The organism is Bacillus sp. DU-106 (genome assembly GCF_004799705.1).
In the GTDB taxonomy this organism is placed as follows: Bacteria; Bacillota; Bacilli; order Bacillales; family Bacillaceae_G; genus Bacillus_A; species Bacillus_A cereus.
The window spans coordinates 2,274,653-2,300,508 of record NZ_CP026607.1; the positions used below are offsets into that span (position 1 = coordinate 2,274,653).

A 25,856-nucleotide genomic window follows, 5' to 3' on the forward strand; every position below is an offset into this window, starting at 1 on the left:
CCTATTTTTACACATATCTTTAATGTTATAATAATTATTTCAATATTGTCGAAACGTAAGCAGAAATTTAATATAATAGTTTTAATGTGCTAATGAGCGGTGAGGAGGGCAGGGCATGAATAAAGAAGAACAGGTCATGAACGGTTTCAGGGAATTATATAATAAGCTGGTTTGGCTTAATAAAGATAAGATGGAAGAGGGTCTTAAAGGTTTTAAGTCTTCTGAAGTCCACTGCATTGAATATATTGAAAACAATGCAGATTCTAACGTGACACAACTCGCAGAGGCTTTTTATGTGACTCGCGGTGCTATAAGTAGAATGACTAAGAAGCTCATACAAAAAGGCCTTGTTGAAAGCTACCAAAAGTCAGAAAATAAGAAAGAAATTTATTTTAGGCTTACCGAACAAGGGAAAGAAATTTATAAAATCCATGAAAATCTGCACAAAGAGTTTCAAGAGCGAGATAAAGCTGTATTTGAACAAGTAACTGAAGAAGAATTCAACAGTATAATTAGCTTTGTGGAAAAGTATAGTAGACATTTGGATGCAGAAATAAAGAAACAAGGTATACATATTAAATCGTAATATATTTTAATAATAAAGTGAAACTTTAATCAGTGGGGGGTCTTCATCTCCACTGATTATCAGCCCTCACCAATCGGGCTTTTACGGGCAGCCTTACTCTAATGAGAATAGGCTGCTTTTTTATTATTTTTATTTTTGTTGACTAATCAACAAAATAGAGTTATTATTTTGTTGACAAAGCAACATTTTTTTAGGAGAGAAGTTAAATGTCTATATTTAGATCACAAAATGAAAGGAAAACTGAAAAAAACATAGATAAACATGCTTTACTATTCGGACTTATTTCTGTATTTCTTTGTGGTATAGGTTTCAGTATCATCATGCCTGTAGTGCCATTCTTAGTACAGCCATATATAAGTAATCCGGAAGAACAAGCATTAGTTGTTACACTACTAACTTCCGTATATGCGGCTTGCGTGTTTTTAGCTGCCCCAGTACTCGGGGCTTTAAGCGATAAGCATGGCCGTCGTCCATTACTTTTAATATGCTTATTTGGTTCTGCAATTGGGTACTTAGTTTTGGGAATAGGAGGAGCTTTATGGGTACTATTTGCTGGACGCATAATAGAAGGAATAACAGGCGGGAGCATAAGTACTATCTTCGCATATTTTGCAGACATCATTCCAAAAGAACAGAGAACGAAATATTTTGGATGGGTGAGTGCAGTTGTAGGTGCGGGAACTATCATTGGCCCAACCATTGGGGGGGTACTTGCCAAGTTTGGTGATACTGTACCTTTGTATTTTGGTGCAATCATAACGTTAATAAATGTTGTATATGGGATCAAATATATGCCTGAGAGCCTTGACAAAAATAATAGGTTGAAAGAGATTACGTTTGTAAGGTTAAATCCTTTTGCGCAGCTAGCAAACATACTTTCCATGAAAAATTTAAAGTGGTTACTTGTCTCAGCGTTTTTACTTTGGATACCTAACGGATCTTTACAATCAATTTTCACGCAATTTACAATGGATACTTTCAGTTGGAAACCTGCATTAATCGGACTTATGTTTTCAATTTTGGGCTTTCAAGACATTGTTTCACAAAGTTTTATCATGCCAAAGCTTTTGATCAAGCTTAGTGATAAACAAATAGCAATTCTTGGGATGGTTTCGGAGATTATAGGATACAGTTTTATTGCGGCATCAGCTTTGTTTTCACTCTATCCACTACTTATCATTGGGATGCTGATGTATGGTTTTGGGGATTCAATTTTCGGACCTTCATTCAACGGGATGCTTTCAAAGTCTGTCAGTTCTAGTGAACAAGGAAGGATTCAAGGTGGAAGCCAATCTATTCAAGCTTTAGCAAGAATGATTGGTCCTATTCTTGGAGGACAAATCTATGTATCACTTGGTCATGCCGCACCTGCTTTTATGGGTATGATTCTTATAGTAGCGGCAATAGCAGTTTTATATAAGGGAACGCATGAAACTGTATAACAGATAGAAATAAGAACAAATAAAAGGGTGCCAGAACTTAGGAACAAGTGCTGACACCCTATTTGTTTACGGTTTGAGGACTAAGAGAAATTCTTTTACTGTTTAGGAATTTATTCTGCAATGCTCTCATGGTAAATGACTAGATAGTTTAATTATGCTTGTGCTGAAGTAAATAATGACTCCATCTTTACTTTGCTCTTCTCTCGAATTTCAGCATCTGCGTGTCTCATAACGTATTTATGCGCTACAGCGATTGCTAAAACATCATCTAATAAGCCAATCCCAATAATAGCAGCTATATCTGGAATGAAATCGATTGTTAATACGTAATAAGATAAAGCGGCTAATATTATGAATTTTGCTTTAGTAGGTAATTCTTGCTTTTTCATTGTGTAGAATAAAATAATACTTTCATATACGCTGGATTTACCGAGGTTTACAGAGCTTTTTCTGAACTTTTTCCAAAGTGTCTGTTTCTCCATATAAACACTCCTTTTACAAAAACATAGATTTTTTAAAAGGATGGACAAAGAAGTGAGAGATTAATCAATTTTATTGTTTTTCTTAATTATATATTTCCATAAAAATAGGGGAATACCTGTTCAAAATATTATAATGTGGATTATTTTGAACAGTGTTCCGTTACATAGTATGTGTTCGTTCCAAGTAAAGGTACTACGCAGGTAACGTTTGGTGGTAATACGTATTAAAGTTCATTTTCTACATTAATCTCTGCATTCGTACAATATTGAATTACTTCTAAATAATCTAAGGGTGCATTTATTGATGAGAACTTTTGTAATTCTTAAATAGCCTCTTTACTCGGTGGTGATTCATAGGCTTCTAATGTAATTCTGGTATTAATTGCAAGATTAGCCAATTCATCTAGCATTTCAGGTGTTACTTTGGTTCGAACCATTTTTCCTCTCTTTTCTCCCATTTTTTTAAAAGTTGTCGCTTCGGTGATGGCTTTTTTATTTTCTCAAATGAAGCCGATGAGTTTGAGTTTGAGAATTTTATCGTGGTATTATTTATGTAACAAGGGGATGTTGTAAGAAAAAATACAATTTGAGGGGAAAATGAGAATGGGAATTTATAATTATGAAGCGAAAGAGGATTTGCAAGTAGGAGAAGTTTGTTTAGAACGAGATATTTATGAAATTATAAATTTTTATAAGAAAGGGTCAATAGTTTTATGTGATTCAGTATCTCGTTTCAGTGCGAATTCAGACAGAATGTTTAAAGTGATAAATAGGATAGAAACATATATGCATAAAAATGAAGACTATACATATCAGGTTTCGGATAGACCCAATTTGATTTATGTAGTTGAGCAGGTAAGATAAGGAAGTATCCATAACGGGTGCTTTTTTCTTTGTTATATAGAAATTACACATTAAACGTGAATTCTAACAAAATGGATATTTGGATTCAAATTATTTGTGATGTGTACAGTAAAATGTATGTGTATGATTTAGTTATTATTATGCATTTTATAAGCGGTATGGGGGAAGAAAAATGAAAATAATAGAACTACCAATTGAATTCGAATTTAACGGGCAAAAACAATGTATTTATCCAAGTTTAATTATATTACATAATGAATTAACGTTAGTTGATACAGGATATCCAAGTTTTTTACCTTTAATTGAAAATGCAATATTAAAACATGGATATGAGATGAAAAACTTAAAGAATATAATTATTACCCATTATGATGACGATCATATAGGGGCTGTATATGATTTTAAAGTGAAATATCCAAATATTAATGTTATTGCTAGTGAAATTGAATCTAACTATATTAATGGTGATATAAAATCAGAGAGGTTAGTTCAAGCTGAAGAAATGTTAGAACGTATGCCAAATGAAGAAAAAGAATTTGGCAAATGGTTTATACAACAGTTAAAAAATATAAAACATATTTCCGTCGATGAAAAAGTACATGATGGTCAAATGATTTTGAATAATGAATGTCAAGTAGTGGCAACGCCAGGACATACCTCGGGGCATATTTCATTATATTTTCCGAATTTAGACTGTGTAATTACGGGAGATGCGGCTGTTCAAGAGAATCGTGAGTTAGTAATAGCTAATCCGAATTTTTGTTTGGATATAGAAAAAGCGAAACAGTCTTTAAATAGGATTAAAAGTTTTAAAGCAGCACAGTATTATTGCTATCATGGAGGAAAGCTTACTGTATAAATTAATGAAAACCGGTCTTTCCTAAATCGAAAAGATCGGTTTTTTAGTTCATATATTTTGCGATTTCAACCAAATCAGTAACATTATATTTCGGTAAAATTGAAATATATATGTAAAGAAGAATATATATAATTTGAGCAAGGGTATAGGGGGGAGAAAATGGGTTCGTTATTTGATGTAATAGCAGATATCATTTTATTTTATCCTCGAAATGACATGAAATTGAAACACCATATCGCAAAATTAAGTGAATTAGAGTGGTTTCGAAATCTACATGAAGATCCGAAGTATACAAGTTTAATTTGGAGTAATAGAAAAATTAAGAAGTTCATTTTGTCTTCTACTAACATGGAAACATTAATAAAATCTGAGAAAAAGCAAAAAGAATTTGTTCATCTAGTACAGGATGAATATAAAAAAAGAAGATAAGAATTTTTTTATTTTTCATATTTGGCGAAACAAATGGTACAATGAAAGCTAATGTGAAAAATAAGGAAAAGAAGTGGTCTATTTGAAAAACTTTTTAGAATTAGGAATTAGTGAAACTTTTAATCATACATTACGTGAAAATGGAATTACAGAAGCAACACCAATTCAAGAGAAGGCAATTCCAGTTATTCTGTCAGGTAAAGATATTATTGGGCAGGCGAAAACAGGAACGGGTAAAACGTTAGCATTCGTGTTACCGATTTTAGAAAAAATTGATCCAGAGTGTAGTGATGTCCAGGCTTTAATCGTTGCGCCAACAAGGGAATTAGCCCTGCAAATTACAACTGAAATTAAAAAAATGCTTGTTCAAAGAGAAGATATTAATGTACTAGCGATATATGGTGGACAAGATGTTGCGCAACAGTTGAGAAAATTAAAAGGTAATACACATATTGTTGTAGCAACACCGGGACGATTATTAGATCATATACGCCGTGAAACAATTGATTTAAGTAATCTTTCAACAATTGTATTAGATGAAGCGGATCAAATGCTTTATTTTGGTTTCTTATATGATATTGAAGATATTTTAGATGAGACACCAGGTAGTAAACAAACGATGTTATTCTCAGCAACGATGCCAAAAGATATTAAAAAATTGGCGAAGCGTTATATGGATGAACCGCAAATGATTCAAGTACAAAGTGAAGAAGTAACGGTTGATACAATTGAGCAGCGTGTCATTGAGACGACAGACCGTGCAAAGCCAGATGCACTTCGTTTTGTTATGGATCGTGATCAGCCATTTTTAGCTGTTATTTTCTGTCGTACAAAGGTTAGAGCGAGTAAGCTTTATGATAATTTAAAAGGATTAGGTTATAATTGTGCTGAACTTCATGGTGATATACCTCAAGCGAAACGTGAAAGAGTTATGAAGAGTTTCCGCGAAGCTAAAATTCAGTACTTAATCGCAACGGATGTAGCAGCTCGTGGACTTGATGTAGATGGTGTAACGCACGTATTTAACTTTGATATCCCTGAAGATGTAGAAAGTTATATTCACCGCATTGGCCGAACAGGACGTGCAGGTGGATCAGGTCTTGCAATTACGTTCGTTGCAGCGAAAGATGAAAAACATTTAGAAGAAATTGAAAAAACGCTTGGTGCACCAATACAAAGAGAAATAATCGAACAACCGAAGATAAAACGTGTAGATGAAAATGGAAAACCGGTACCAAAGCCGGCTCCGAAGAAATCAGGTCAAAATCGTCAAAGAGATAGCCGCGAGGGTTCAAGAAGTGAATCAAGACGTGATTCGAGAAATAGCTCGAGAAGTGATTCAAGAAATAGTTCGAGAAATAGTTCTAGAAATGAAAATAACCGATCATTTAATAAGCCAAGTAATAAAAAAGGTAGTACAAAGCAAGGTCAGCAAAGACGTGGCCGTTAAATAGTTATAATTGTAAAAGAGTCGCAAAATATTGTGGCTCTTTTTTTGTTTGTATACAACAAGGATGATGGCAAGAAAAAAACAAAAATTTCATTCACCGTATTTGGAATTTATAAAGGAAATTTTATAGTCCAAAACCATTAGAGCGAGGGTATTACTATCATTCAGCAGAACACTTTGGTTAAAAAAAGGTATTGAAGCGAGCGAGTATTTTCATTACACATTCCGCAATTATCGAAATAGAACAAGAGAAGTTTATGAAGGATTAAACTCGTATTGGTGTACGATCGTTGGAAACTGGAAAACTAATTTGTTAGTTTTGATCGATGAGGAACTCGAGAAGCAACACTGCCATCCTTATGAGGAAATTGCTTACGACGATGAAGGTAATGTAGTGATAATATGCGAAATAAGAAAAAAGGACTAGCAGTCGTACCTGCCGTCCTTTAATAGGAGAAAAAGTAATCTTGTTTAGAACTACGCATAAACAGAAAATCTGCTTGTAATTAGTTTTACCCTAAATATACGTGTCTATACAAAAAAGGGATAAGTAAAAAATACTTATCCCCGGAAGGGAAATCCCAAGCACAAAAATGGCTCGTATTGGTCTGCAGGTTCAAAAGTAGTATATGTAAAACGAAAAATCTCATACAAAAAGCAGACAACGATTTTGGTTGTCTGCCAGTGAGTTCAATGAGTTAGCTAATTGTGATAATTTGCATCCCCATTGCGAGAAGAGTGAAGCTGCTAGTTCAAACAGCTTGTTGGTATTATTTTCGATTTCTTAAAAAATATACAGAGAAAGCAGATAAGTGAAGAACCTACCTGCTTTTGCTGTAACAAAAGAAAGAGGTATTAGCCGTGGACACGGCGGCTTGAAAATAGTATGTATTTTTATTTGAAAAATATTCACGGGGTGAAGAAACGTGGAATGTTTGATAAAGGTGTTTGTGAAATTAATCAGCTAATTAGTAAAACAAAATAGTTATTTGGAAGAAAGGGAAAATGAATATGAGATGAATTGAAGTTGTTGAAGAATTACTTGAAGTGATGAAAGAATGCTTTTGGAACGGAACATCTTTAAAGGGTGATGCTAATGATTTTAATATTGTATCTTGGCTGATTGAAGAAGCGACGCGTAAAACAAAATAAAGATTTCATTTTGTAGTAATGGGGAATAGATAAGATATGTGTACTTATTAGGGGGAAAGTAGATAAAGAGTTCTTTAAGAGGCAAGAACCGGAACAAAATAAAAGAGCGGCTAGCAAAAGCTAACTGCTCAATACAAGGAGATACAGAGAAGACTACTTTAAATGAATGTTGGCATACAGCCTACATACAGTATTGACCGAATATTTATTTTAAATTCAATTTATTTAAAGTAAATATTCCAACAGATAAAATGGTTGCGCCTGCTACAGAACCTAGCCAGTCTCTCCAGCCTAATGTATTTAAAGATGCATCTGTTAAATCCGTAATTAAGAAGATAGCAAACATTAATACACCAAATGCTAAGCATCCCCAAAATGTTTGCAAATATTTAATCATTTTCTTTCGGAACTTGCTCATATAAATTACCCTTATCAATAATTATATTTTTATAAATAAATTATCGCATGTGCAAAAATTAAAAGTACAAAATATGCAATATTACATATCGGAACTCAACAAAATATTCCATTGATAAGAACATAGATCGAACGGAGGGGAACCGTGTCGTATGAATCAATTGTCATTTTTTGAAGTCATCGATGTAAAGGAGATGCGCTTACTTGTGGTGAAGGAGCTGAAAAACTACAAAGTGTTGTGCGTCTGGATGAAGAATTGAGAAAAATAGGATCAAGCGGAGGGCATCGTTCTTTTCCTAAAATGAAAGGTGACGATAAGAAACATGAGATACGTTTTAAACAAATTGAGCGGACGTTAAAAAATAAAAATTTATAAAGGAAATAGAAAGTATGGTGTTGTATATGTACGATAATAGGAAACTTTTTGCAAACTAAACATATAATTTTAATAGACCGACAGTCGGTCAGGTGGGAAGGAGAACTTGAATGCGAATTGTAAAGGAGTATGAGGAGCGTAGAAAGGAAATTTTAGAAACAGCTGAGCGTTTGTTTCTTACGAAAGGTTATACGAAAACAACCGTAAATGACATTTTAAAAGAAATAGGTATAGCAAAGGGGACGTTTTATCATTATTTTAAGTCGAAGGAGGAAGTAATGGATGAAATCATTATGAGGATTATTAAAGAGGATGTCACTAAGGCGAAAAGGATTGTCTCCAATCCCGATATCCCCGTTTTAGATAAGTTATTTAAAATTTTAATGGAACAATCACCAAAATCAGGAGATGTCAAAGAAAAAATGATTGAACAATTCCATCAACCAAATAATGCAGAAATGCATCAGAAAAGTTTAGTGCAATCCATTATACATTTATCTCCTGTATTAACGGAAGTTTTAGAGCAAGGAATAGAAGAAGGCATATTTTATACTCCATACCCACAAGAAACAATTGAATTATTACTCTCTTCAGCACAAGTCATATTTGATGATGGTTTATTTCAGTGGAAACCGGAAGAAATGATGAGAAGAGCTAAGGCTTATATTAAAATGATGGAAGTATCTGTTGGAGCGAAAGAAGGATCCTTTGATTATATGATCGAGGTTTTAATGAAACAGAAATAGCTTTTTTCTGTTTGGGTGTTATAGACCGGCAGTCGGTCTAGACTAAATGAAGGATGTGATGAGGATGCCAGCAAGTATTCAATCTTCCTTGAAAGATTTTCACTTAATGGTAAGTGGTCAAATTATTACTATTTTAGGTTCAACACTATTACGTTTTGCTCTCTCACTATATGTGCTAGATATAACAGGGCGTGCAGATATATTCGCAGGGTTATATGCGGTAACGAGTATTCCGTTTCTGCTAGCACCTCTTGGCGGAGCAATAGCAGATCGTTTCAACCGCCGTAATGTAATGGTCATTTTTGATTTTATAAACGCTGCTATTGTATTAAGTTTTATAGTTTTGTTATTAACTGAATCGGTATCTATTTTATTGATTGGAACAATTATGTTTTTACTAGCAGTCATTAGTGCAATGTACGCACCAGTTGTAATGGCGAGTATTCCGCAATTAGTTCCAGAGAAAAAGTTAGAACAAGCAAACGGTATCGTAAATGGTGTGCAAGCATTATCTAATATAGTTGCACCTGTACTAGGAGGAATATTATACGGCATAATTGGTTTGAAAATGCTCGTAATAACAAGTTGTCTTGCTTTCTTTTTATCTGCGATTTTAGAAATGTTTATTACAATACCATTTATAAAAAGAATACAGGAAGGCCATATCGTACCGACAATTGTAAAAGATATGAAAGAAGGTTTTCTTTATGTTTTAAAGCAACCTTTTATTTTGAAGGCTATGTTACTTGCAGCTTTACTAAACTTAATTTTGACACCGTTATTTGTTGTTGGAGGACCTATTATGTTACGAGTAACTATGCAGAGTAGCGATACGATGTATGGAATTGGAATGGGATTAATTGATTTTGCAACCATATTAGGGGCATTGTCAATCGGTTTCTTTGCTAAAAAGTTACAGATGAAAACATTATATAATTGGATGCTTATCATAGCTTTATTAGTAATGCCAGTGGCACTATCAGTTACACCGTTTATTCTTAATTTAGGATACTATCCACCATTTATCCTCTTTATACTTTCTTCTCTTCTAATCGCAATGATTATGACAATTGTATCCATCTATGTGATTACTGTAGTCCAAAAGAAAACACCAAATGAAAATCTAGGAAAAGTGATGGCAATTATAACAGCGGTATCTCAATGTATGGCACCAATTGGGCAAGTCGTATATGGTTTTATGTTTGAAGGATTCAGTACGAAAATTTATTTACCTATATTTGCTATTAGTTTCATAATGATATTAATAGCTATAGTGACGAAGAAAATATTAAGAAATGAAGGGAACTAGCTTCATATGATTAGGAGAATGTTAAAAAGAGATTTCTCTAAAAATAAAATGATAATTATCATTTTATTTATGTTTATCAAGTTATCAAGTTTTTAATGGCTAGTGCTTCAAGTAACGTTATAAATCTATGATCGATTGTTTAAAGTATCAAGCGCACCGCACGTCGTACAGATTCATACCGGAGAAATAAATCAAAAGTCAATGGATTCATTTGTAGAAAAAACTCCTTTTGTAAAAAAGTAGCAAACGGCAGAGATGATCCAAGTACAAGTAAACGGGTATAACATTTTTATACAAAATAAAAATAAGGCGAACATAATAGCGTAATAGATATTAGTTCCGTGAAACAAAACGCTAATTTTAATTTTTTATTAGATTATAAATAATAAAGTGATACAGATTAGTAAAGGGGAAATAGGTGTACCGATTTATTTTATGCAAAAATACAATCTGCATATTGGAGATGAAATATGGATTATAAAAAATAATATAGAACAAGAATTTACGATATCAGCATGTGTTCGTGATGTTCAAATGAATCCATCAATCGTTAGTTCAAAGCGATTTGTAATAAGCAATGAAGACTTAGAAAGATTAAAACGAAATTTGGGAGAAAGAGAATATCTTATTGAATTTCAGTTAACAGATGTAAATTAGATAAATGAATTTGAAGATTTATACCAGTCATCGAACTTACCTCAAAAAGGATTAGGAATTTGCTAAATAGGAAGGGGAAAATAAAATGAACGCTATGGAAAACGGTGTATATGAAACAACCAGATTAGTTAGTGAATCAATGGAATGACAAGCTGTAATGAATATCAATCAAATTTGTGAATTAGATCAATATCAAGAAGCGACATTATGTACATGGAATACAAATAACGATTTTGGTAGAGTTGTTTTAAATGCAGCATTAGGGCTTACGGGAGAAGTTGGTGAGGTTGCTGATGTTGTAAAAAAGCAATTTTTCATGGTCATGGATTTGATCCAGCTTATTGTCCAGGAGAAGAAGAAGGAAATACACATAAAATCGCTTTAGAGATAGGGGACATCTTGTACTACATTTCAATCATGTCTCACGAAAGGGAATATACCCTAGGAGATATTGCTCAAATGAATATATCTAAATTAGCAACAAGATATCCAGACGGATTTAGTCGAGAAGCTAGTCAAAATCGTGTAGATGTGAAATGAAAATCGTAATAAAAAAGAGCCATGAGTGGAAAGGCTCATGGCTCCTTATATAAGGGTAATGATTTTATAGGTAAATATTATTATGAAATCCCAAAAAATTAAATATAAGTCAATTAATTGGTATAGAATTTGGATTTTATTTAAAAGAAGGAACGGAGGAATATGTAAAAGACTTTGAAAGGTCCATAAAAAAAGAATTCAGTAAAACTCTGAATTCTTCTACACGTGATTTTATTTGTTAATCCATTTAGAAATAATAGGATAATGAAACTCTTTTTCTTGTAGCGCATATAAAATCCCTTTTATAGACCCGAAAATTAACAAAAGGAACAGTATTAGATATAAAGGAGCTATGCCGAAAATAATCAAAGTATTATTTGAAGTCAAGTCTAAATTAGACAAGGATAGCATTAAGATTCTTATTGCGAAGAGATTCCAAATTACTGTAATTATCCAAATGAATAGTTGATAAAACACAGCTTCAAGGATATTTTTTTTGAATGTTTTGTGATTTGTATACAAAATAAAAAATCAACGGTATATAAAAAATTGTGATGCTAAAGAAAATAAGAATAAAAAAAGATAATAAGGTAAGAAAATGCATAATTAATTTTATGTTCTTTTCTTGAGCTAGAATCATTAAGGTCCTCCTATATGTATGAGATTTGTTGTAGCTATTATATTTTAAGATTTTCATTATGGTAATAATGCGCTACTAAAAAAAATTACTACTGCCTACAGTTAAAGTTCCGCTTTCTGCTGCAGAAAATTGTATATCTATTGTTTGGCTAGCAACGGATACTAAATTTTTTCTTATAGTTATTCTTAGAGTAGAAGTCGTACCTAAAGTTGGATTAAATCCTATATTGGCACTGAATAAATAGATACCATTTATAGGGGCTGTAAATGTATTCGTTACTGAAGAATACCCTCCACCATTATTAAATATTATATTACCATACGATACTTGAATATCTGCAGGAGGAGTAAAAGACTGTGCACCATTTTTTTCTGCACGAAAATTAATGTTAAATGTGGGTCCGGTAGGTCCAGTGTCGCCGGTAGCCCCAGTGTTGCCAGTAGGTCCGGTAATTCCAGTAGGCAGAGTAAATGATGGGATTGGTGGGAAAGTAGGCCCGACTAGGTCGGGAGAAATTGAAATTTCAGATTTTATTTTAGGTGAATTGAATCTGTCTTTTCTAGACATATGTATATCATCCTCTCTAAGAATAGCAGATTATATCCAGTAGATGCATGATATGAATTGGGTGTGATTGTATTTTGAGATAATAAGAAATAAATTTATCTAATCTAACTATAAAAATTAGAACTAAACAAAAGCGTTAATTTATTATAAAAAATGGGTGACTCAGCAATTGTGTCAGCCGAGTCACCCAATACTATTGATTTTAGATAATAATCTTTTTCTATATGTAGTTATAGTGAGTTCTAAGAGGTTAACTCCAAACCGCAGTTAAAGGACAAAGAAATTTATTTTAGAAAGTATTAGATTTAACTATGTTAATGCTACAACAGCAAGAGTCAAGCCCAATGTATTTAATGTATTAGAATATGGTCCTACATTAATAGTAAGAGTACTTGTTATACCTGAAGGTGTAGTGAAAATTGCGGGTGCTGATACAGAAGTGAATCCTGCAGTATATCCCAGAGAAGTACCAGATCCAATGATTGGATTATTATTAAGATACATAGTGATACCTGCCAAATTACCTCCTGGTTGAATGATAACTTGTACTTCATAGATTGCCAAATAGGTTCTTCCACCTTCAAGTAAAACAGTTGTTGGTGGTGTGAACGAGATTGCTGTACCATTAGAATTTACCACGGTATCTAGTGGAATCGCGGAATTTACAGAAACTATTGATGGGGTAGTTTGAACAACATTTAAGCTATTAGCCGTGGGGGATGGACAAGTGCAAGGTTTGTGAATGTTAGAGTTGTTATCATTTTGGAAATTCACAAATAATCAAGCTCCTTTGCGTAAAAAAATTTTTATCCTATATAAAACGTAGCTTTTTTGTATCTAAGTTATTTTTAATAAATTTTTAAAGATAAATCGAATATTGTTGGTCAGTCGACTCATAAAAGTATTCGATACTCTGGGATTTCAAAGTGCATCTGATAAATATATATGAATGTTTTTTTAAGGACATTACTGTAAGTTAGGAAAACATAAATCTGGAAATAAAACTTGATATTCCGGGTTTAACCGAAGATCAGTAGTTGAGGTTGTAAAGTGTATATAATTTTTTTCTAATTTATCTAGTGTTGCCAGATGATGAGTACCTAAGTCACGCTGGATGCTATGTTTAGAAAGAGTAGGCCCAATTTGTAATTTTCGGTTTTTCATAGCAGTATTCCAGGGACTGTAAAAGAATTTTAAAATGAAAGCAGGATACATGTAAACGATAAATGGATGAGGTGACCAATGTCGCCCTGCCCAATAGTTACCATGCGAATAATGGTGGATTAATCTACCACCATAGTATGAAGCAGGTGGATTAGGAGGGATTATTCTCCCATGATAACGCTGTTTGACAAGGGGAATTCCGTATCTGGGATTGGTATAACCGTGAGCAGGGTCATCCACCATCAGAATAGTTCTAATAGCATACATCTTTTGCCCTAAATTGGCAAGAGATGAGAAAAAGGCTTCCTTATCAACACAGCAAAGAAATTCAGTGGTATTTAGTACCATTTTCCATCCCGTAATTTCTTTTTCTATGTTCATTACTTCTTGATCAACTAAAATGGCATCAAACTCTAGTACCTTTGATTCACGGATTTCCCAATGAGGTGCAAATAATTTGCATAATTCAACCGAACGATCAGTAGACCCACGATTAATAAGAATGCCATGATCAAATAATTTTGTGTGGTGCATTAACCACCACGGAAGCAGATACTCTTCGTTATAAAAATGAGAAATTAAAGTAGTGTTAATAAAAAGTCCTCCTTTCAAAATTTTGTGGAATATATCCTTATCTAGTAAGATATGTTACTTGATCTAAAAAGAATGAAGAAAGATTTTTAACAAAATAGTTAGTTTAATAAAAACCGGAAAATGTGGGGGAGTTAAAGGAGAAGAACCCTTTATATAAAGGGTTCTTCTGGTGATTTAATCTATCAATTACATTCGTGGTAATATTTATCACATGAATCGTTATTATCGTTACAGCATATACAGAATGTTTTTTGAACAAATAAACTAACTACACTAGTAGAACCTTCTTGCTTTGTAAGAGTAAGACTTTGAAAATCTTCAACTTGAAATATTTTTGTTTGAACAGGTTGTAATGTAGTAGTAATTGGTACGTTAGATCTTCTTGTTAGAATAGTTACTTGAACGGGTGCACTCATACCGACAACGAATAACTGAATTAATGTTTTATTATGATTGTTTGTAAAATCCTCAAATACAGTTTGTGGAGCGGTGGTTTCAAGGAAAACAGATACAGGTATATTCCCATTTGCATTTTCTGCAGAACCAGCTATCGTATGAGTTTCAATAAAACAGTTGTTTTTTTGATTGTTGGAATGCGATTGATTTTTATAATATTTTTTACCATCTTTATAAAAGTAATCAGCCATATGAATTTAAAGCTCCCTTCTTTTAGATATCTATATAGTCTATTTAATAAAGTGAAGTAGTGCTTGTACGACATAATAAAATCCGCTCTCGTAATTACCTGAAAATGTTATTTAGAAATTAAAGAGCGCCATTCAAGGCGCTCTCGGATAAAAAATAATATTGAAAAAGAATACCACATTATATTTTATGCATGTTCTTAATAAATGTGTAGTTTTTAACAAAATCCTTATTTGAAAACAAGAAGCCCTAGATTTAGGGCTTCTTGTTTTGGTATTCTCACATGGTTTTTCAAAAAGAATAGAACATATTGAAGATAACATGTGAATGTTTCATAAATGTATCAAAAAAGTGAACAAAATCGTTATTTTAATTAGTTCAGCCCCTTGAAGGGCGCTCCAAGGGGCGAAGATTCGAGAACTTGTAAACTCTTGTTTAATTACATGAAAACTCCCTAAGGAGAATCTATGATATTTTAACACTAAACTAACTATTTTGACAAATATATATTGATAAAAGAAACCCCGATTGTCCGCGGGGCTTCTAAGGGGAAGTGCCAAGTAATGACGTACTCGACTAATTAACCATATCATGAATTTTTTGGTAAAAATACTAGTAAATCCGTCCAATTGTATGATCGTTAATTTGAACAAAAACTCTATTTTGTAGAGCTTTAATTCCATGGGAAAAGAGCACTTTGTAAAAGTGCTCTTCTGACCAAAATCCATTTTGTAAAAGAGAGGAATAATATCATATGAATTTATTTTTAAATGTGTTTAAAATCGTATAAAAACTTCATTTTGCACAACAAAGCAGCCAGCTTAATTAGCTAACTGCTTGTTGTACAAAAGAAGATTAGGCCCTACAAGTAAATGATATGTAACTTTAAGTTACAACTATATTATAAGCAGAATTAAACATGTTATGCGGTAGTAAAAATAAGCTTAATCAAACTTTCATTTTGTATTAAGTTGGAATATAAAAAGAGCACTTAGTAAAGTGCTCTCGTGACGAGTCTCATTTTATAACGACTATTTTATAAAGAAAGGAACTCAGGATATTATATGTGCGCCAGTCAATTGAGTACCTTGTACAAATAAAGAGCAGCTAGCAAAAGCTAACTGCTTATATAAGGAAATCGGAGAAAGATAACCATGTGTCTACAGTATTGACGGAATATTGGTTTTTATTCGTGAAGAACTACGATTAACTTAATGCATAGCCCACAATCAAAGTTAGTGTTAAAAACACTGATAATAACATTGTTAGTAGAACTGTTACTATGCTTCTAAGCATTGATATCCAATTATCTACTTTAGAGAATCCTTTAATACCAGCAAAAAAAGTTCCTATTGAAAAAATGAGTACGAAAAATAAAGGGTGAAAATAAACGGCGTTTATAAAAGATGCATTTATTTCAGGTGTACATACTTCAAGATATAAAAGAAAACAAGCAATACAAACGAATGAAAAAATAAAGGACCATAGATTTATATTATGTTTCATAGGTTGCTCCTTTGTTATCGGAATATTTCTATTAAATTTTAATGGGAAATATAAGAAAAAGATAGTGTTTATAAGTTAGAATGAATTTTTTAACAAAATAATCCTTTTAAAGTAAAACAAACAGAATATAGTCCGGCTAGAAAACTAGAGGGCACCAATTCATTAAAGCAGCAATTAAAGCTGTTTTAGGAATAGGTGTTCTTTTTATTTTGAAAAGAGGGATGGAGAAATATGAGGGCACTAAAAGAACAATTACGCGAGTGGAAAAAGCAATCCAAGCAAGGAAAGAAGAAAAATAAGAAAAAACAAAAAGAGAAATTAAGTACTCGTGAAATTGGTGATTTAATGGGAATACATAGACCTTGTTATGAACGAAGACACGGAGCATTAAGACAAAAATAATTTAAAAATAAAAAGGAGTGGTCTTACATGACTAAACAATTATTTTTCTTACCAAAAATCGATAGAGTAGCAACGCAGAAAAAATTAGAAGGTGCTCTCGAAAATGTACGTTTATATAGACAGTTTGGAATGATGCGTGAAGAAATGAAAGTTACTCCTTCTTATGAAATTAGATATCACGGATCTACAAATGATGTAGGAAAGCCATTAGAAGATGTAGAGATGGCTAATATTCAACAAAGTAAAAGAGAAGAATGGATTAAGCAAACATCATTTCGTATTGACCAGTTTCTTAGTCGTTTGGGTAATGGGCGTGCAGGAAGGGAGCAAAGAGACATCATCATTAAGCGTTATCTAGAAGATGAAGATGTATGTGATTATATGGTATATAACGAAATCGGCATGAGTGAGCGTACTTATCGACGTGTTAAGGCTAGAGTATTTTATAAACTTGCTTTTGCTCTTAGATTAGAAGTTTATGAGACTGAAGAAACTGGAGGTAATGAATAATGAATTTTGTTCAGCCAATACGTGATCCAGAACAAATACAGTAGCTTAAAGAGTATTTTAAGGAAAAGAGCTTACGCAATTACATCCTCTTCATTATGAAAATCAATACAGGCCTGAGAATCTCGGACATTTTGAAATTGAAGGTAGGAGATGTTAAAGGTAGTCATATATCTATGAGAGAAATGAAAACTGGGAAACAGAAACGAATACAAATTACTGCAGCACTGAAAAGAGAGCTTAAATGGTTTATCGAAGAAAGGGAAGATAATGAGTATTTATTGCAAAGTAGACAAGGTAGGAATCGTCCAATTGGTCGTAGTATGGCATATAAGATATTAAGCGGAGCAGTGGCAGAGTTTGGATTAGATGAAATAGGAACACATACATTGAGAAAAACATACGGGTCTCACATGTACATGCAAACGAAAAACATAGCCCATTGCTCATGGAGATATTTAATCACTCGTCAGAGAAGTTCACGTTACGTTATATAGGTGTAAATCAAGATGCAATGGATAAGGCAATGACTAGGTTTAAAATTTAATCATTGCTTTTTCTTTTGGGATAGTTTAAAACCTTAGCCTGATTGCGATGGGATTGCCACATCAAAAAAATTCGCATGTTATGTTAAGACACATTTTAGGCGGAAAATCAGTAGTTCTCTGAAGAACTACCATTATCAATCCTGTTTTATTGGATAATCTTGAGAAAATATTTATCTGGATAAAAAATTAACATTTTTTCAATTTCCTGTAATTATAATTAAAGGTATTCTGTTAGTGTTATACAAATGTATCTTTCAATCTATTCCATGTATGAATCTAGTCTGGCTATCAACAGAATATTTCACACACAATTGAAAAAGGGGGAATGTTTATGCAAAGAATTTTAAAGTTCCTGTTCATGTTCGTTTTTTCTTTGATTTGTGTTTTGTATGTTCAAACGAACGCTTTTGCCGCACCAGCATACGAGGGAGTTGTCAAAATGAAGCAGCCGTCAGGCGAAACTTTTGAAGGCACGTTACATGGAGATGAATGGTTCCACTGGGTAAGTACAAAGGATGGCGACATACTTTTACAAGATCAGAAGGGATATTGGAATTACGCTGAGCTTACATCAGATGAACTGATATCAACGGGTACAAAATATAAAATCGATAAGAAGCCTTCAATGGCGTTAAATGAGGACAATTTGAATAAATGGATAAAAAAATACAACCCTCAAGCAAAGAAAAAACAGGTGCACATGAATAAATTACAAAAAGAATCACCAAAAAATATTGATGGAACTGTCACTCCAGTTGTAGGAACCAAAAAATTACTTGTTTTGTTAATTGGGTTTACAGATGTTGATATTGCATATAACGATAACGACTGGAGTAACAAATTCTTTTCTACAAATCAAAAGTCAGTTAAGAATTACTATAATGAAGTAAGTAACGGAAAAGTACAGATAACTCCAGCTCCTGAAACATATGGTACTCAAAATGATGGAGTGGTTAAAGTGAAATTAGATTACGCTCATCCGAGTACATCGGGAAAAAGTATGGGTACGGTTATAACAGATGCACTGGCTAAAGCTGATTCTCAAGTGAATTTTGCTAGTCTTGATACTAATAATGATCAAGTCATTGACTCTAAAGATGGCTTCTACATTGTAAGTTTTCTTGCTGGTAATGAACAGGCTGCTCCTGGTGCTCCACTTCCTTATATTTGGGCACATCAGTCGTATGCTCCAAATACAAATCACGATGGTGTTACGGTATCAGGCATGTATACGGCGCAGGGTGAAAAACAATATGGTCATATGGCAACAATTGGTATCCCTGCTCATGAGTTAGGTCATTCCTTTGGCCTGCCAGATCTATATGGTGATAATAATCGTGTGGGTAGCCTAAGTATAATGGGTAATGGATCTTGGAATAGTCTACAAGGAGAAGATTATGGAGCTACACCGGGTCATATGGATGCTTGGTCAAAAGTAAAATTAGGATTTGTAACACCAAATGTAGTAAATACCACTAATAACTTTACTCTAAATGCTATCCCAAATAATTATAATGTGTTAAAGATTCCTTTAAAGGATAATACGTATTTTTTAGTTGAGAATCGCGCAAAGGTTGGGTATGATGCGAGCTTACCAACAAATTCTGGTGGTATTGCAGTTTGGCATATTGATGAATCCATGAATAATAATTCCAGTGATCCTCATCCTTTCATTGATATAGAACAATCAATCAGTGAATACCAAGACCCGTTCTATTACACGAATCAAAATCATGCTGCTACCTTTGGTCCAGACACTAATCCGAATAGTAATACCTACACGGGAGAAAAATCAGGAGTAACGATTACAACGACAAGTACAAGTAATTCTGCTATGAATGTAGCAGTCACAACAAAAGAAGCTAGTTTAATTCCGCAAACAAACTGGACACTAAAATATATAGATAGTTATAATTGGTACAATTTAGGTACGTATGCCTTTGATGGAAACAAAGACACATTTTGGCATACAAACTGGAGCCCCGTAGCTCCAATGCCGCACGAGATTCGAATTGATTTAGGTGCAACTTATAACCTCTCCAAATTCAGCTACTTGCCAAGGCAAGACGGCCAAATAAATGGAACGATTAAGGACTATGAGTTTTACGTCAGTAGTGATGGAGTAAACTGGGGAACAGCGGTATCCATAGGTGCTTTTGCAAACAATATTAACTTGAAAGAGGTCAGCTTTGTAAACAAGACAGGTCGTTATATTAAACTACGTGCATTAAGCGAGGTAAACAACAATCCATGGACAAGTGCCGCTGAAATTAATGTATTTGGGGTGGTTCAATAATATATTTGTGAGGTTATCTAATTAAATTATTGATACGCTAGTTCAAAGGGTTATCATCTGCTGAGAGTTCCCTCGGCATTTGATAACCTTTTGTTCTATACTAGCCAATATGCAAACGAAAAACATGGATTGATAAAATTCATATTCTTAGCTTGGTAGCAATGTGGTGGTATTCCTTACAGTTACTCATAAATTTTGTACTATGTAACTCAAAAAAGAAAGTGTTATAAATTCAATGATACCAAGGGATTCAGCAAAGGGTTCAGTTACACACAATATAAGATATGGGTAAGTCATAGAGAACTTGAAATAATATATTAATTACTTAGTGAAAATAGTATGGATTAAGAAGATAATGATTTCAAATCGTCAAAGTAGAGAAAAAGATACGAATGATTAAATTTAAATGTGGGTTATAAAATTATTAATATAAATATAACGATTTTAAAAATGGTCAATGACATTTTCCTCAAAAATGGAAAAGTTGATATAAAAGCACATAACCGTTTACAGCCCAATACATATAGTGTCAGTGTAGTGATAAGCAAGTACAACATGACTGCAATGAAAAATTATTTTTCTGTTAGCTTGTTTTCATTACGAGTTAAATTAATAGAACTTCTGTTAGTTATTATGAAACGCATCTTTGTTATAGGATCGGGGGGGAATATCTTGGCTGCAGAAAAAGGATATAGAAGTGGTTGTGGTTATGGCGGAGGATTTGCATTACTAGTCGTATTGTTTATCTTGCTTATTATCGTTGGCGCTGCTTGTTTTTGCTAGTTTATGAACTTCATTTTTTTCTAGAGAGGAGGAGTGTATCTTGGCTGCAGAAAAAGGATATGGAAGTGGTTGTGGTAGTTATGGCGGAGGATTTGCATTACTAATCGTATTGTTTATCTTGCTTATTATCGTTGGTGCAAGCTGGTGCGGATATGGTGGTTTTTAAGTAACAACCTTCTTATATCACCAAGAATAAATAAAGGGTTGCTTCACGTAGTGTGAAGTAATCCTTCATTAATATAGTTTAATATATGTTTAGAATATATAATGTGTTCGTTATGAAAGGAGAAAAAAATGGGATCTAGCCCATATTTTAATAAAAATGTTTCGTATCAAACTTCATCTATTCCAATAACCGAAGTAACTCAGAAGAAAAGTCGAATAATAGCGGCCGAAGCTGTTACACTTTCCAAAACGAATAATGAAACAACCAATGAAGCAATCAATGGAACGACTGATGAAACATTAAAAAAACAGAAAAATAATTCATCTGATTATTCGCCATTCCAAATTAATATTCCATATTTTAATATAAAAATAACTTCGACAGAGATATTAGGTGTTGCTAAATCCGTATTTATGCAAGCTCTTATTCAAAAGGTTCAAGATCCGGTATTTTTAATGAATCTTTTGAATAGTGAAGGTGGAAAGAAACTACTTAATTTAGCAGGTGATTTTTTTAAAGATACTGCTACGAAATCAGAAAATGATAAAGATGAAAACTAACATCAGCCTTTATTGATATACATCTCTTTGATAGCTCTAATTTCATAAATACTACAATCACAAAAGATAGGGATTAAAAATAATCCCTTCTTTTGTGAGCATAATTGCATTTTTCATTGTAATTATATGTAAATCAGATAATAAAAAGTGAAAGGGTTATGGCCGTTTTTTGGCAGGAAATGTGCCGGTCGTTTTGGAGTTAACGTGATATATTTGTATTGTGAGAAGTGGCGGAAAACACAACTCATAATATACCTTTATAATCTATAAAATCAATTAATGGATAATATAAGCCGTATGATGGCTACTTCCGCAAGCCAATTAGGAGGATTAAAGACCGTCATGAGTGGTGTATATGGAAGTATGTCAAACAGTAGACAAGCCATGACAAATAGTGTATCAAATCAAGTCATTAATAATTCTTTCGGATCATCTGGCGGTGGAGTTATTCCAATGCTTGGTGGAGATTTATTGAAGTACCCGTAAATTTAGAAGGAAGAGACGTGGCACGCGGTACTTATCGGCTATACAACCGAGTATCAAGAAAGAGAAGAAAAGAGAAACTCAGCCTTTTAGGTTTGGGTTTCTTTTATTTTATAAAAAAACGGAGTGTCAAAATGAGCTCTTTTACATTCAACAATCAACGAAAAGAATATATCCAACTAGAAAGAGGATGGAGCCCGCCAACATGGGAACCTCTAAAACGTAAATTCTTAAACACGCCTGGATATCCAGGCGCAAGATTATTAGGAATGGAAACAGATCCTCGTCGACTTTCTGTCCCTGTGGGAATTATCGTTCCAGATGGAACAGATTTAGAAACGTTAAAAGAAGAAATAGCGACATGGTTAATTACTGAACAAGCAACCGAGCTAACTTTTGATACAAAACTAGATAGAACATATATAGCTGTTATTGATGAAGATTTTAATGTTGATAATTTTATGAGTTTAGGAAAAGGCACCTTAAAATTCATTTGTCCAATGCCTTATAAACTAGGCCCAAGGAGAAAAATAGATTTCAAATTACAAGGAAGTAGATTAATTACAAATATATCGAATAATGAGAGTAAATATTCTGATCCTACGTTCATAGTTAAGGTAGAAACTCCCTCTACTTTTATTGATATTTCACGAAAAAAGGAAGAAGAAATTCAACATTTTCGTATGGGATACCCTGTTTCTGTGGAAGAACGAACAGTCGAGAAAGAACAGCTTGTTATGCACGATGAAATGAAAACAATGGTTGGTTGGAATCAAAATGGTCCAAACACTAACGAAGGTGAAAACACAGGAACTCTAAAGTCAGATAGTGAGCGCTTTGTTATAGATAACTTTGGTGCAGGTAGTACATGGCATGGCGGAGTGGCTAGGAAAAGTTTAAAAGAACCGCTACAGGATTTTACTGTTGAAGTAAACGAAGAAACAGGTGAGTATCTAACTTTTGAAAAGATTAACGGTGGGAAGTTATACGTCGCTGATGCAGATGCCTTACAACGTTGGACAGAAGATGGTTCACACAAATATGACATCTATAGTCCACAAACAGAAGATCAAAATATGTCAGCCGAAAGATTAAAACAACTAACGGAAGCGGAACTAAAGAAACGTATTAATAGCACTGTACAGTATGAAGTAACTCCAATTGCATTAGAAAAGATATTTGGTTTATCTCATGAAAAAGTAAATAAGGGCGATATTGTCCATTTCAAAGATACAAAATTTACGCCACCTTTGTTTTTAGAAGCACGTCTTATCGCAGCGGATGAATGTGATACAAATGCGGCAAATGATAAATATTATTTTGTTGATTTTAAAGAAGTAGAAGATACGAGAAGTCTGTTAGATCACATGTATGCCCAAGTTATGGGCAGTCTAGCTGGAAAAGCAAATAAAGGCTTGTTAGATAAGTTGGAAGAACTTGTGAAAGAGACAAATGAACAAGTTGATGTTGTGAAAAAGGAATCAGAAGCAGCAAAAAAGTTAGCAGAAAAAGTACAAGAAAACCTTAAAAATTATCAAACAAAAATTATTGAAAGCGCAAAACCACCGACAATCGGTTTAGAAAATGGAAAAACCTTATGGTTAGATATTTCAAACGGCAAGCCTGGCATCCTCAAATTATGGAAGAATGGCAATTGGGAGTCGGTTGTTCCTGATATGGACAAAGTAAAGGAAGATACCTTAGAGCAAGTCAACAAAGATATTGAAACCACAAAAACAGAGTTGAATAAAAAAGTTCAAGAAGCACAAAATCAAGCAACAGGACAATTTAATGAAGTGAATGAAAGATGTTGAAGATTACGTTGGTGGAATTGGTAACCAAACGGTTTTACGCAATGTCTTGTAGAAGAACGACACGAAATATTGGCAATTAACTTCAAACGCAGTAAGAGATACACAAGTCACTTATAAGAGGTGCAATTCACTTAGTGTTATTACTACAGGTAATATGACTTATTCTTTATCCTGTTTCTTTCTTAGTTGTACCTAGCGCGTTTTTATAATTCTTTATTTAATTCCTAATTTAAAGAACAAACTATCCAAAATAACATGATTTATATGACTATGTATACTCTTTTTGAAAAATATTGTAATTAATTAACATTTGAAACTATAACACAAATTATTTAAATAATATATCTAAATTTATCGTCATCACAATGGTGCTTGTCTTTAAATTTTCAGCAATCATTATTCCAGGAAATCTTTTATGCCTCCCTTCAATTAGGGTCAGTATTATTCTATGTTTTAGTAAAAAAACTGCTTGTTTATTAACCTATTATTATACTTTTATATGATAGAGAGCTTTCTACTAGATATAGAATTCATAAAAACTATGCTAATTTTTAAGGGAGAGTGGATAGAACTACTGATTATGAAATTAATCAACACACATTTATCAAAGAAAATATTCTAATTTAAAATAATTTCTTATTTTGGAGTATACTGTCTTGAATGTATATTTCAAAATTGAATAGGTAAAAGATTTTATGTAACAACAAATAAAACTTCAGTATATGTAAAGCGATTTTTTACGAATATATAGCTTGATAAAAATAAAAATCATCATTTGGTAACCATGTTCATATCGTGATATCCAAAATTAAATTCAAGATAACTCATGTAATAAAGACTTCATAATTTTACCGAATCTGCGAGATACGTTGAAAACAGAATTTGTATTCCTCTAAAAATATTAATTTTCAGAATTTTCAATAAAAATGATTAGATTATACTAACTTAATGATAATGATTAAAAAGGCTACTATAGAACCCAAACATTAGTAGAAGAAAGACATATACAAGTATTATGAGTTTGAAAATTTCATAAACTCTAAAATCTTATAAAAAGAGGAGCATAAAACATGAGCGAACAATGTCCAATTAATGTACCATGTCAGGTAGCGGGACAAACCCAAACACCATTAAGTGATGAGACTGCAACACCAATTGTTACTCCAGGAGCACCTATTGTAAAGATTCCAGTTGTATTAGCTGAAAGAACGCTTCAAATTGTTGTAGAGTCTGATATTTCATTAGAGCCTCCAGCAGTCGAAATTAAACGCATCTTAAAAAACGTATTTTTAACACAATGTAAGTTAGTGCCTGTAGCATTCGTACCAGTACCAGGTACACCTTACCGACGAGTTACAAGAGCGAAATTATTTGTACAAGGCTATATTCGTAAAAATATTGAATATGCAAATGACGAGTGTAATGGAGTTCTATATGATCGTATTGCAAATGTTCCATTTTCTGGTTTTGCAGATCTGACAGAAGGTGATTTTCTATCATTAGCTTTAGTAGCTTCTTCTTCGGACACTACTTCTCATTTTATAAATCCTAAAAACGGTGATTTACCACGTCTAGACAAATATTTCTTTGAAAATGCAGTTTTTTATAACGAACAACCATATTGTGAATTAGTAAGCGCTCAATTTTTTGAATTAGACTTTTCACCTTGTCCTACAAACCTAAACGAACCATTTGATACGCTTCGTGAAAAAATTGTACTAGATCTTACTTTAAAAGTTTTACAAGTACAACAAGTACAAGTAGCACTATAAAAATAAAAAGAAATTGTCTTTGTTAAAAAGACAATTTCTTTTTTATTTTTATACAACATATATAATGATGAAATGGTCACATACAAAAAACAAATTTTTT

23 protein-coding genes and 5 pseudogenes are annotated in these 25,856 nt (G+C 33.0%); 20 read left to right on the forward strand and 8 right to left on the reverse strand.

Translation table 11 applies throughout. The annotated features are described in order from the left end of the window. The first annotated feature begins 115 nt into the window (after window positions 1-115). Both C3Y97_RS11725 and C3Y97_RS11730 read left to right on the forward strand, forming a co-directional pair. Complete coding sequence (locus C3Y97_RS11725; RefSeq protein ID WP_001030904.1) at window positions 116-586, forward strand: MarR family transcriptional regulator; 471 nt, start codon at window positions 116-118, stop codon at window positions 584-586. Window positions 587-792: 206 nt separating this feature from the next. Beyond that, window positions 793-2,028: an MFS transporter gene (locus C3Y97_RS11730; RefSeq protein ID WP_000021830.1), complete on the forward strand. Its 1,236-nt coding sequence runs from the start codon at window positions 793-795 to the stop codon at window positions 2,026-2,028. Window positions 2,029-2,180: 152 nt separating this feature from the next. Here C3Y97_RS11730 and C3Y97_RS11735 read toward each other — a convergent pair whose 3' ends face one another. Continuing rightward, window positions 2,181-2,510 (reverse strand): YkvA family protein, encoded by a 330-nt coding sequence (locus tag C3Y97_RS11735; protein ID WP_000415095.1) that lies wholly within the window; start codon window positions 2,508-2,510, stop codon window positions 2,181-2,183. 603 nt (window positions 2,511-3,113) lie between these two features. Between C3Y97_RS11735 and C3Y97_RS11740 the strand changes: the two genes are divergently transcribed. The 4 genes from C3Y97_RS11740 to C3Y97_RS11755 all read left to right on the forward strand — a co-directional run bounded on the left by C3Y97_RS11740 (window position 3,114) and on the right by C3Y97_RS11755 (window position 6,112). Continuing rightward, window positions 3,114-3,374 carry a hypothetical protein gene (locus C3Y97_RS11740; protein WP_000513517.1) on the forward strand — a complete coding sequence of 87 codons (261 nt, stop codon included), beginning with the start codon at window positions 3,114-3,116 and terminating at the stop codon, window positions 3,372-3,374. Window positions 3,375-3,546: 172 nt separating this feature from the next. Continuing rightward, window positions 3,547-4,233, forward strand: coding sequence for an MBL fold metallo-hydrolase (locus C3Y97_RS11745; RefSeq protein ID WP_000691158.1), 687 nt, complete (start codon window positions 3,547-3,549; stop codon window positions 4,231-4,233). 159 nt (window positions 4,234-4,392) lie between these two features. Continuing rightward, window positions 4,393-4,662 (forward strand): hypothetical protein, encoded by a 270-nt coding sequence (locus C3Y97_RS11750; RefSeq protein ID WP_000535037.1) that lies wholly within the window; start codon window positions 4,393-4,395, stop codon window positions 4,660-4,662. A gap of 73 nt (window positions 4,663-4,735) precedes the next feature. Continuing rightward, complete coding sequence (locus C3Y97_RS11755; protein WP_002164545.1) at window positions 4,736-6,112, forward strand: DEAD/DEAH box helicase; 1,377 nt, start codon at window positions 4,736-4,738, stop codon at window positions 6,110-6,112. Window positions 6,113-7,469: 1,357 nt separating this feature from the next. Here C3Y97_RS11755 and C3Y97_RS11760 read toward each other — a convergent pair. Then, window positions 7,470-7,682 (reverse strand): hypothetical protein, encoded by a 213-nt coding sequence (locus C3Y97_RS11760; protein WP_000033157.1) that lies wholly within the window; start codon window positions 7,680-7,682, stop codon window positions 7,470-7,472. 485 nt (window positions 7,683-8,167) lie between these two features. Between C3Y97_RS11760 and C3Y97_RS11765 the strand changes: the two genes are divergently transcribed. The 4 genes and pseudogenes from C3Y97_RS11765 to C3Y97_RS11785 all read left to right on the forward strand — a co-directional run bounded on the left by C3Y97_RS11765 (window position 8,168) and on the right by C3Y97_RS11785 (window position 11,309). After that, the gene (locus tag C3Y97_RS11765; RefSeq protein WP_001223581.1) at window positions 8,168-8,803 is read left to right on the forward strand and encodes a TetR/AcrR family transcriptional regulator; all 636 of its coding nucleotides are present in this window, start codon (window positions 8,168-8,170) and stop codon (window positions 8,801-8,803) included. A 64-nt stretch (window positions 8,804-8,867) separates the two neighbouring features. Further along, window positions 8,868-10,112, forward strand: coding sequence for an MFS transporter (locus tag C3Y97_RS11770; protein ID WP_001111720.1), 1,245 nt, complete (start codon window positions 8,868-8,870; stop codon window positions 10,110-10,112). A 6-nt stretch (window positions 10,113-10,118) separates the two neighbouring features. Further along, window positions 10,119-10,829, forward strand: a pseudogene (locus tag C3Y97_RS28070) (ABC transporter permease); the annotation flags it as partial. A gap of 25 nt (window positions 10,830-10,854) precedes the next feature. Further along, window positions 10,855-11,309, forward strand: a pseudogene (locus C3Y97_RS11785) (nucleoside triphosphate pyrophosphohydrolase family protein). A 231-nt stretch (window positions 11,310-11,540) separates the two neighbouring features. On the opposite strand, the pseudogene C3Y97_RS28075 reads toward C3Y97_RS11785, so the two are convergent. The 6 genes and pseudogenes from C3Y97_RS28075 to C3Y97_RS28080 all read right to left on the reverse strand — a co-directional run bounded on the left by C3Y97_RS28075 (window position 11,541) and on the right by C3Y97_RS28080 (window position 16,425). Next, window positions 11,541-11,949: pseudogene (locus tag C3Y97_RS28075) on the reverse strand (magnetosome magnetite crystal formation protein family). A 75-nt stretch (window positions 11,950-12,024) separates the two neighbouring features. Further along, entirely contained in the window at window positions 12,025-12,516 is a 492-nt protein-coding gene (locus C3Y97_RS11795; RefSeq protein WP_000087352.1) for an exosporium leader peptide-containing protein, read from the reverse strand. A 309-nt stretch (window positions 12,517-12,825) separates the two neighbouring features. Then, window positions 12,826-13,290 (reverse strand): hypothetical protein, encoded by a 465-nt coding sequence (locus tag C3Y97_RS11800; RefSeq protein ID WP_001010966.1) that lies wholly within the window; start codon window positions 13,288-13,290, stop codon window positions 12,826-12,828. Window positions 13,291-13,482: 192 nt separating this feature from the next. Continuing rightward, the gene (locus C3Y97_RS11805) at window positions 13,483-14,214 is read right to left on the reverse strand and encodes a glycosyltransferase family 2 protein (RefSeq protein WP_240691062.1); all 732 of its coding nucleotides are present in this window, start codon (window positions 14,212-14,214) and stop codon (window positions 13,483-13,485) included. A 242-nt stretch (window positions 14,215-14,456) separates the two neighbouring features. Continuing rightward, window positions 14,457-14,921, reverse strand: coding sequence for a hypothetical protein (locus C3Y97_RS11810; protein ID WP_000796389.1), 465 nt, complete (start codon window positions 14,919-14,921; stop codon window positions 14,457-14,459). Between the two features lie 1,204 nt (window positions 14,922-16,125). Beyond that, window positions 16,126-16,425, reverse strand: a complete 300-nt coding sequence (locus tag C3Y97_RS28080; RefSeq protein WP_000682208.1) for a hypothetical protein — start codon at window positions 16,423-16,425, stop codon at window positions 16,126-16,128. A gap of 231 nt (window positions 16,426-16,656) precedes the next feature. On the opposite strand from C3Y97_RS28080, the gene C3Y97_RS27830 reads away from it, so the two are divergent. The 10 genes and pseudogenes from C3Y97_RS27830 to C3Y97_RS11865 all read left to right on the forward strand — a co-directional run bounded on the left by C3Y97_RS27830 (window position 16,657) and on the right by C3Y97_RS11865 (window position 25,756). Next, the gene (locus C3Y97_RS27830) at window positions 16,657-16,827 is read left to right on the forward strand and encodes a hypothetical protein (protein WP_001202055.1); all 171 of its coding nucleotides are present in this window, start codon (window positions 16,657-16,659) and stop codon (window positions 16,825-16,827) included. A gap of 27 nt (window positions 16,828-16,854) precedes the next feature. After that, complete coding sequence (locus tag C3Y97_RS11825; RefSeq protein WP_121868772.1) at window positions 16,855-17,337, forward strand: ArpU family phage packaging/lysis transcriptional regulator; 483 nt, start codon at window positions 16,855-16,857, stop codon at window positions 17,335-17,337. Continuing rightward, window positions 17,337-17,881, forward strand: a pseudogene (locus C3Y97_RS11830) (site-specific integrase). The gene C3Y97_RS11825 and the pseudogene C3Y97_RS11830 overlap by 1 nt, the downstream one beginning before the upstream one ends. A 332-nt stretch (window positions 17,882-18,213) precedes the next feature. Then, a complete protein-coding gene (locus tag C3Y97_RS11835; RefSeq protein WP_001188937.1) occupies window positions 18,214-20,178 on the forward strand; it encodes a M6 family metalloprotease domain-containing protein in 1,965 nt (654 codons plus the stop codon). A gap of 672 nt (window positions 20,179-20,850) precedes the next feature. Continuing rightward, window positions 20,851-20,961: a YjcZ family sporulation protein gene (locus C3Y97_RS11840; RefSeq protein WP_000718602.1), complete on the forward strand. Its 111-nt coding sequence runs from the start codon at window positions 20,851-20,853 to the stop codon at window positions 20,959-20,961. A gap of 40 nt (window positions 20,962-21,001) precedes the next feature. Further along, the gene (locus C3Y97_RS11845; protein ID WP_000718601.1) at window positions 21,002-21,127 is read left to right on the forward strand and encodes a YjcZ family sporulation protein; all 126 of its coding nucleotides are present in this window, start codon (window positions 21,002-21,004) and stop codon (window positions 21,125-21,127) included. 128 nt (window positions 21,128-21,255) lie between these two features. Further along, window positions 21,256-21,687 carry a hypothetical protein gene (locus C3Y97_RS11850; RefSeq protein WP_000535863.1) on the forward strand — a complete coding sequence of 144 codons (432 nt, stop codon included), beginning with the start codon at window positions 21,256-21,258 and terminating at the stop codon, window positions 21,685-21,687. A 270-nt stretch (window positions 21,688-21,957) separates the two neighbouring features. After that, window positions 21,958-22,263 (forward strand): annotated as a pseudogene (locus C3Y97_RS11855) (phage tail tape measure protein); the annotation flags it as partial. A gap of 41 nt (window positions 22,264-22,304) precedes the next feature. Next, window positions 22,305-23,984, forward strand: a complete 1,680-nt coding sequence (locus tag C3Y97_RS11860; RefSeq protein ID WP_002025803.1) for a distal tail protein Dit — start codon at window positions 22,305-22,307, stop codon at window positions 23,982-23,984. 1,070 nt (window positions 23,985-25,054) lie between these two features. Beyond that, window positions 25,055-25,756: a CsxC family protein gene (locus C3Y97_RS11865; protein ID WP_001294982.1), complete on the forward strand. Its 702-nt coding sequence runs from the start codon at window positions 25,055-25,057 to the stop codon at window positions 25,754-25,756. The last annotated feature ends 100 nt before the right edge of the window (window positions 25,757-25,856 follow it).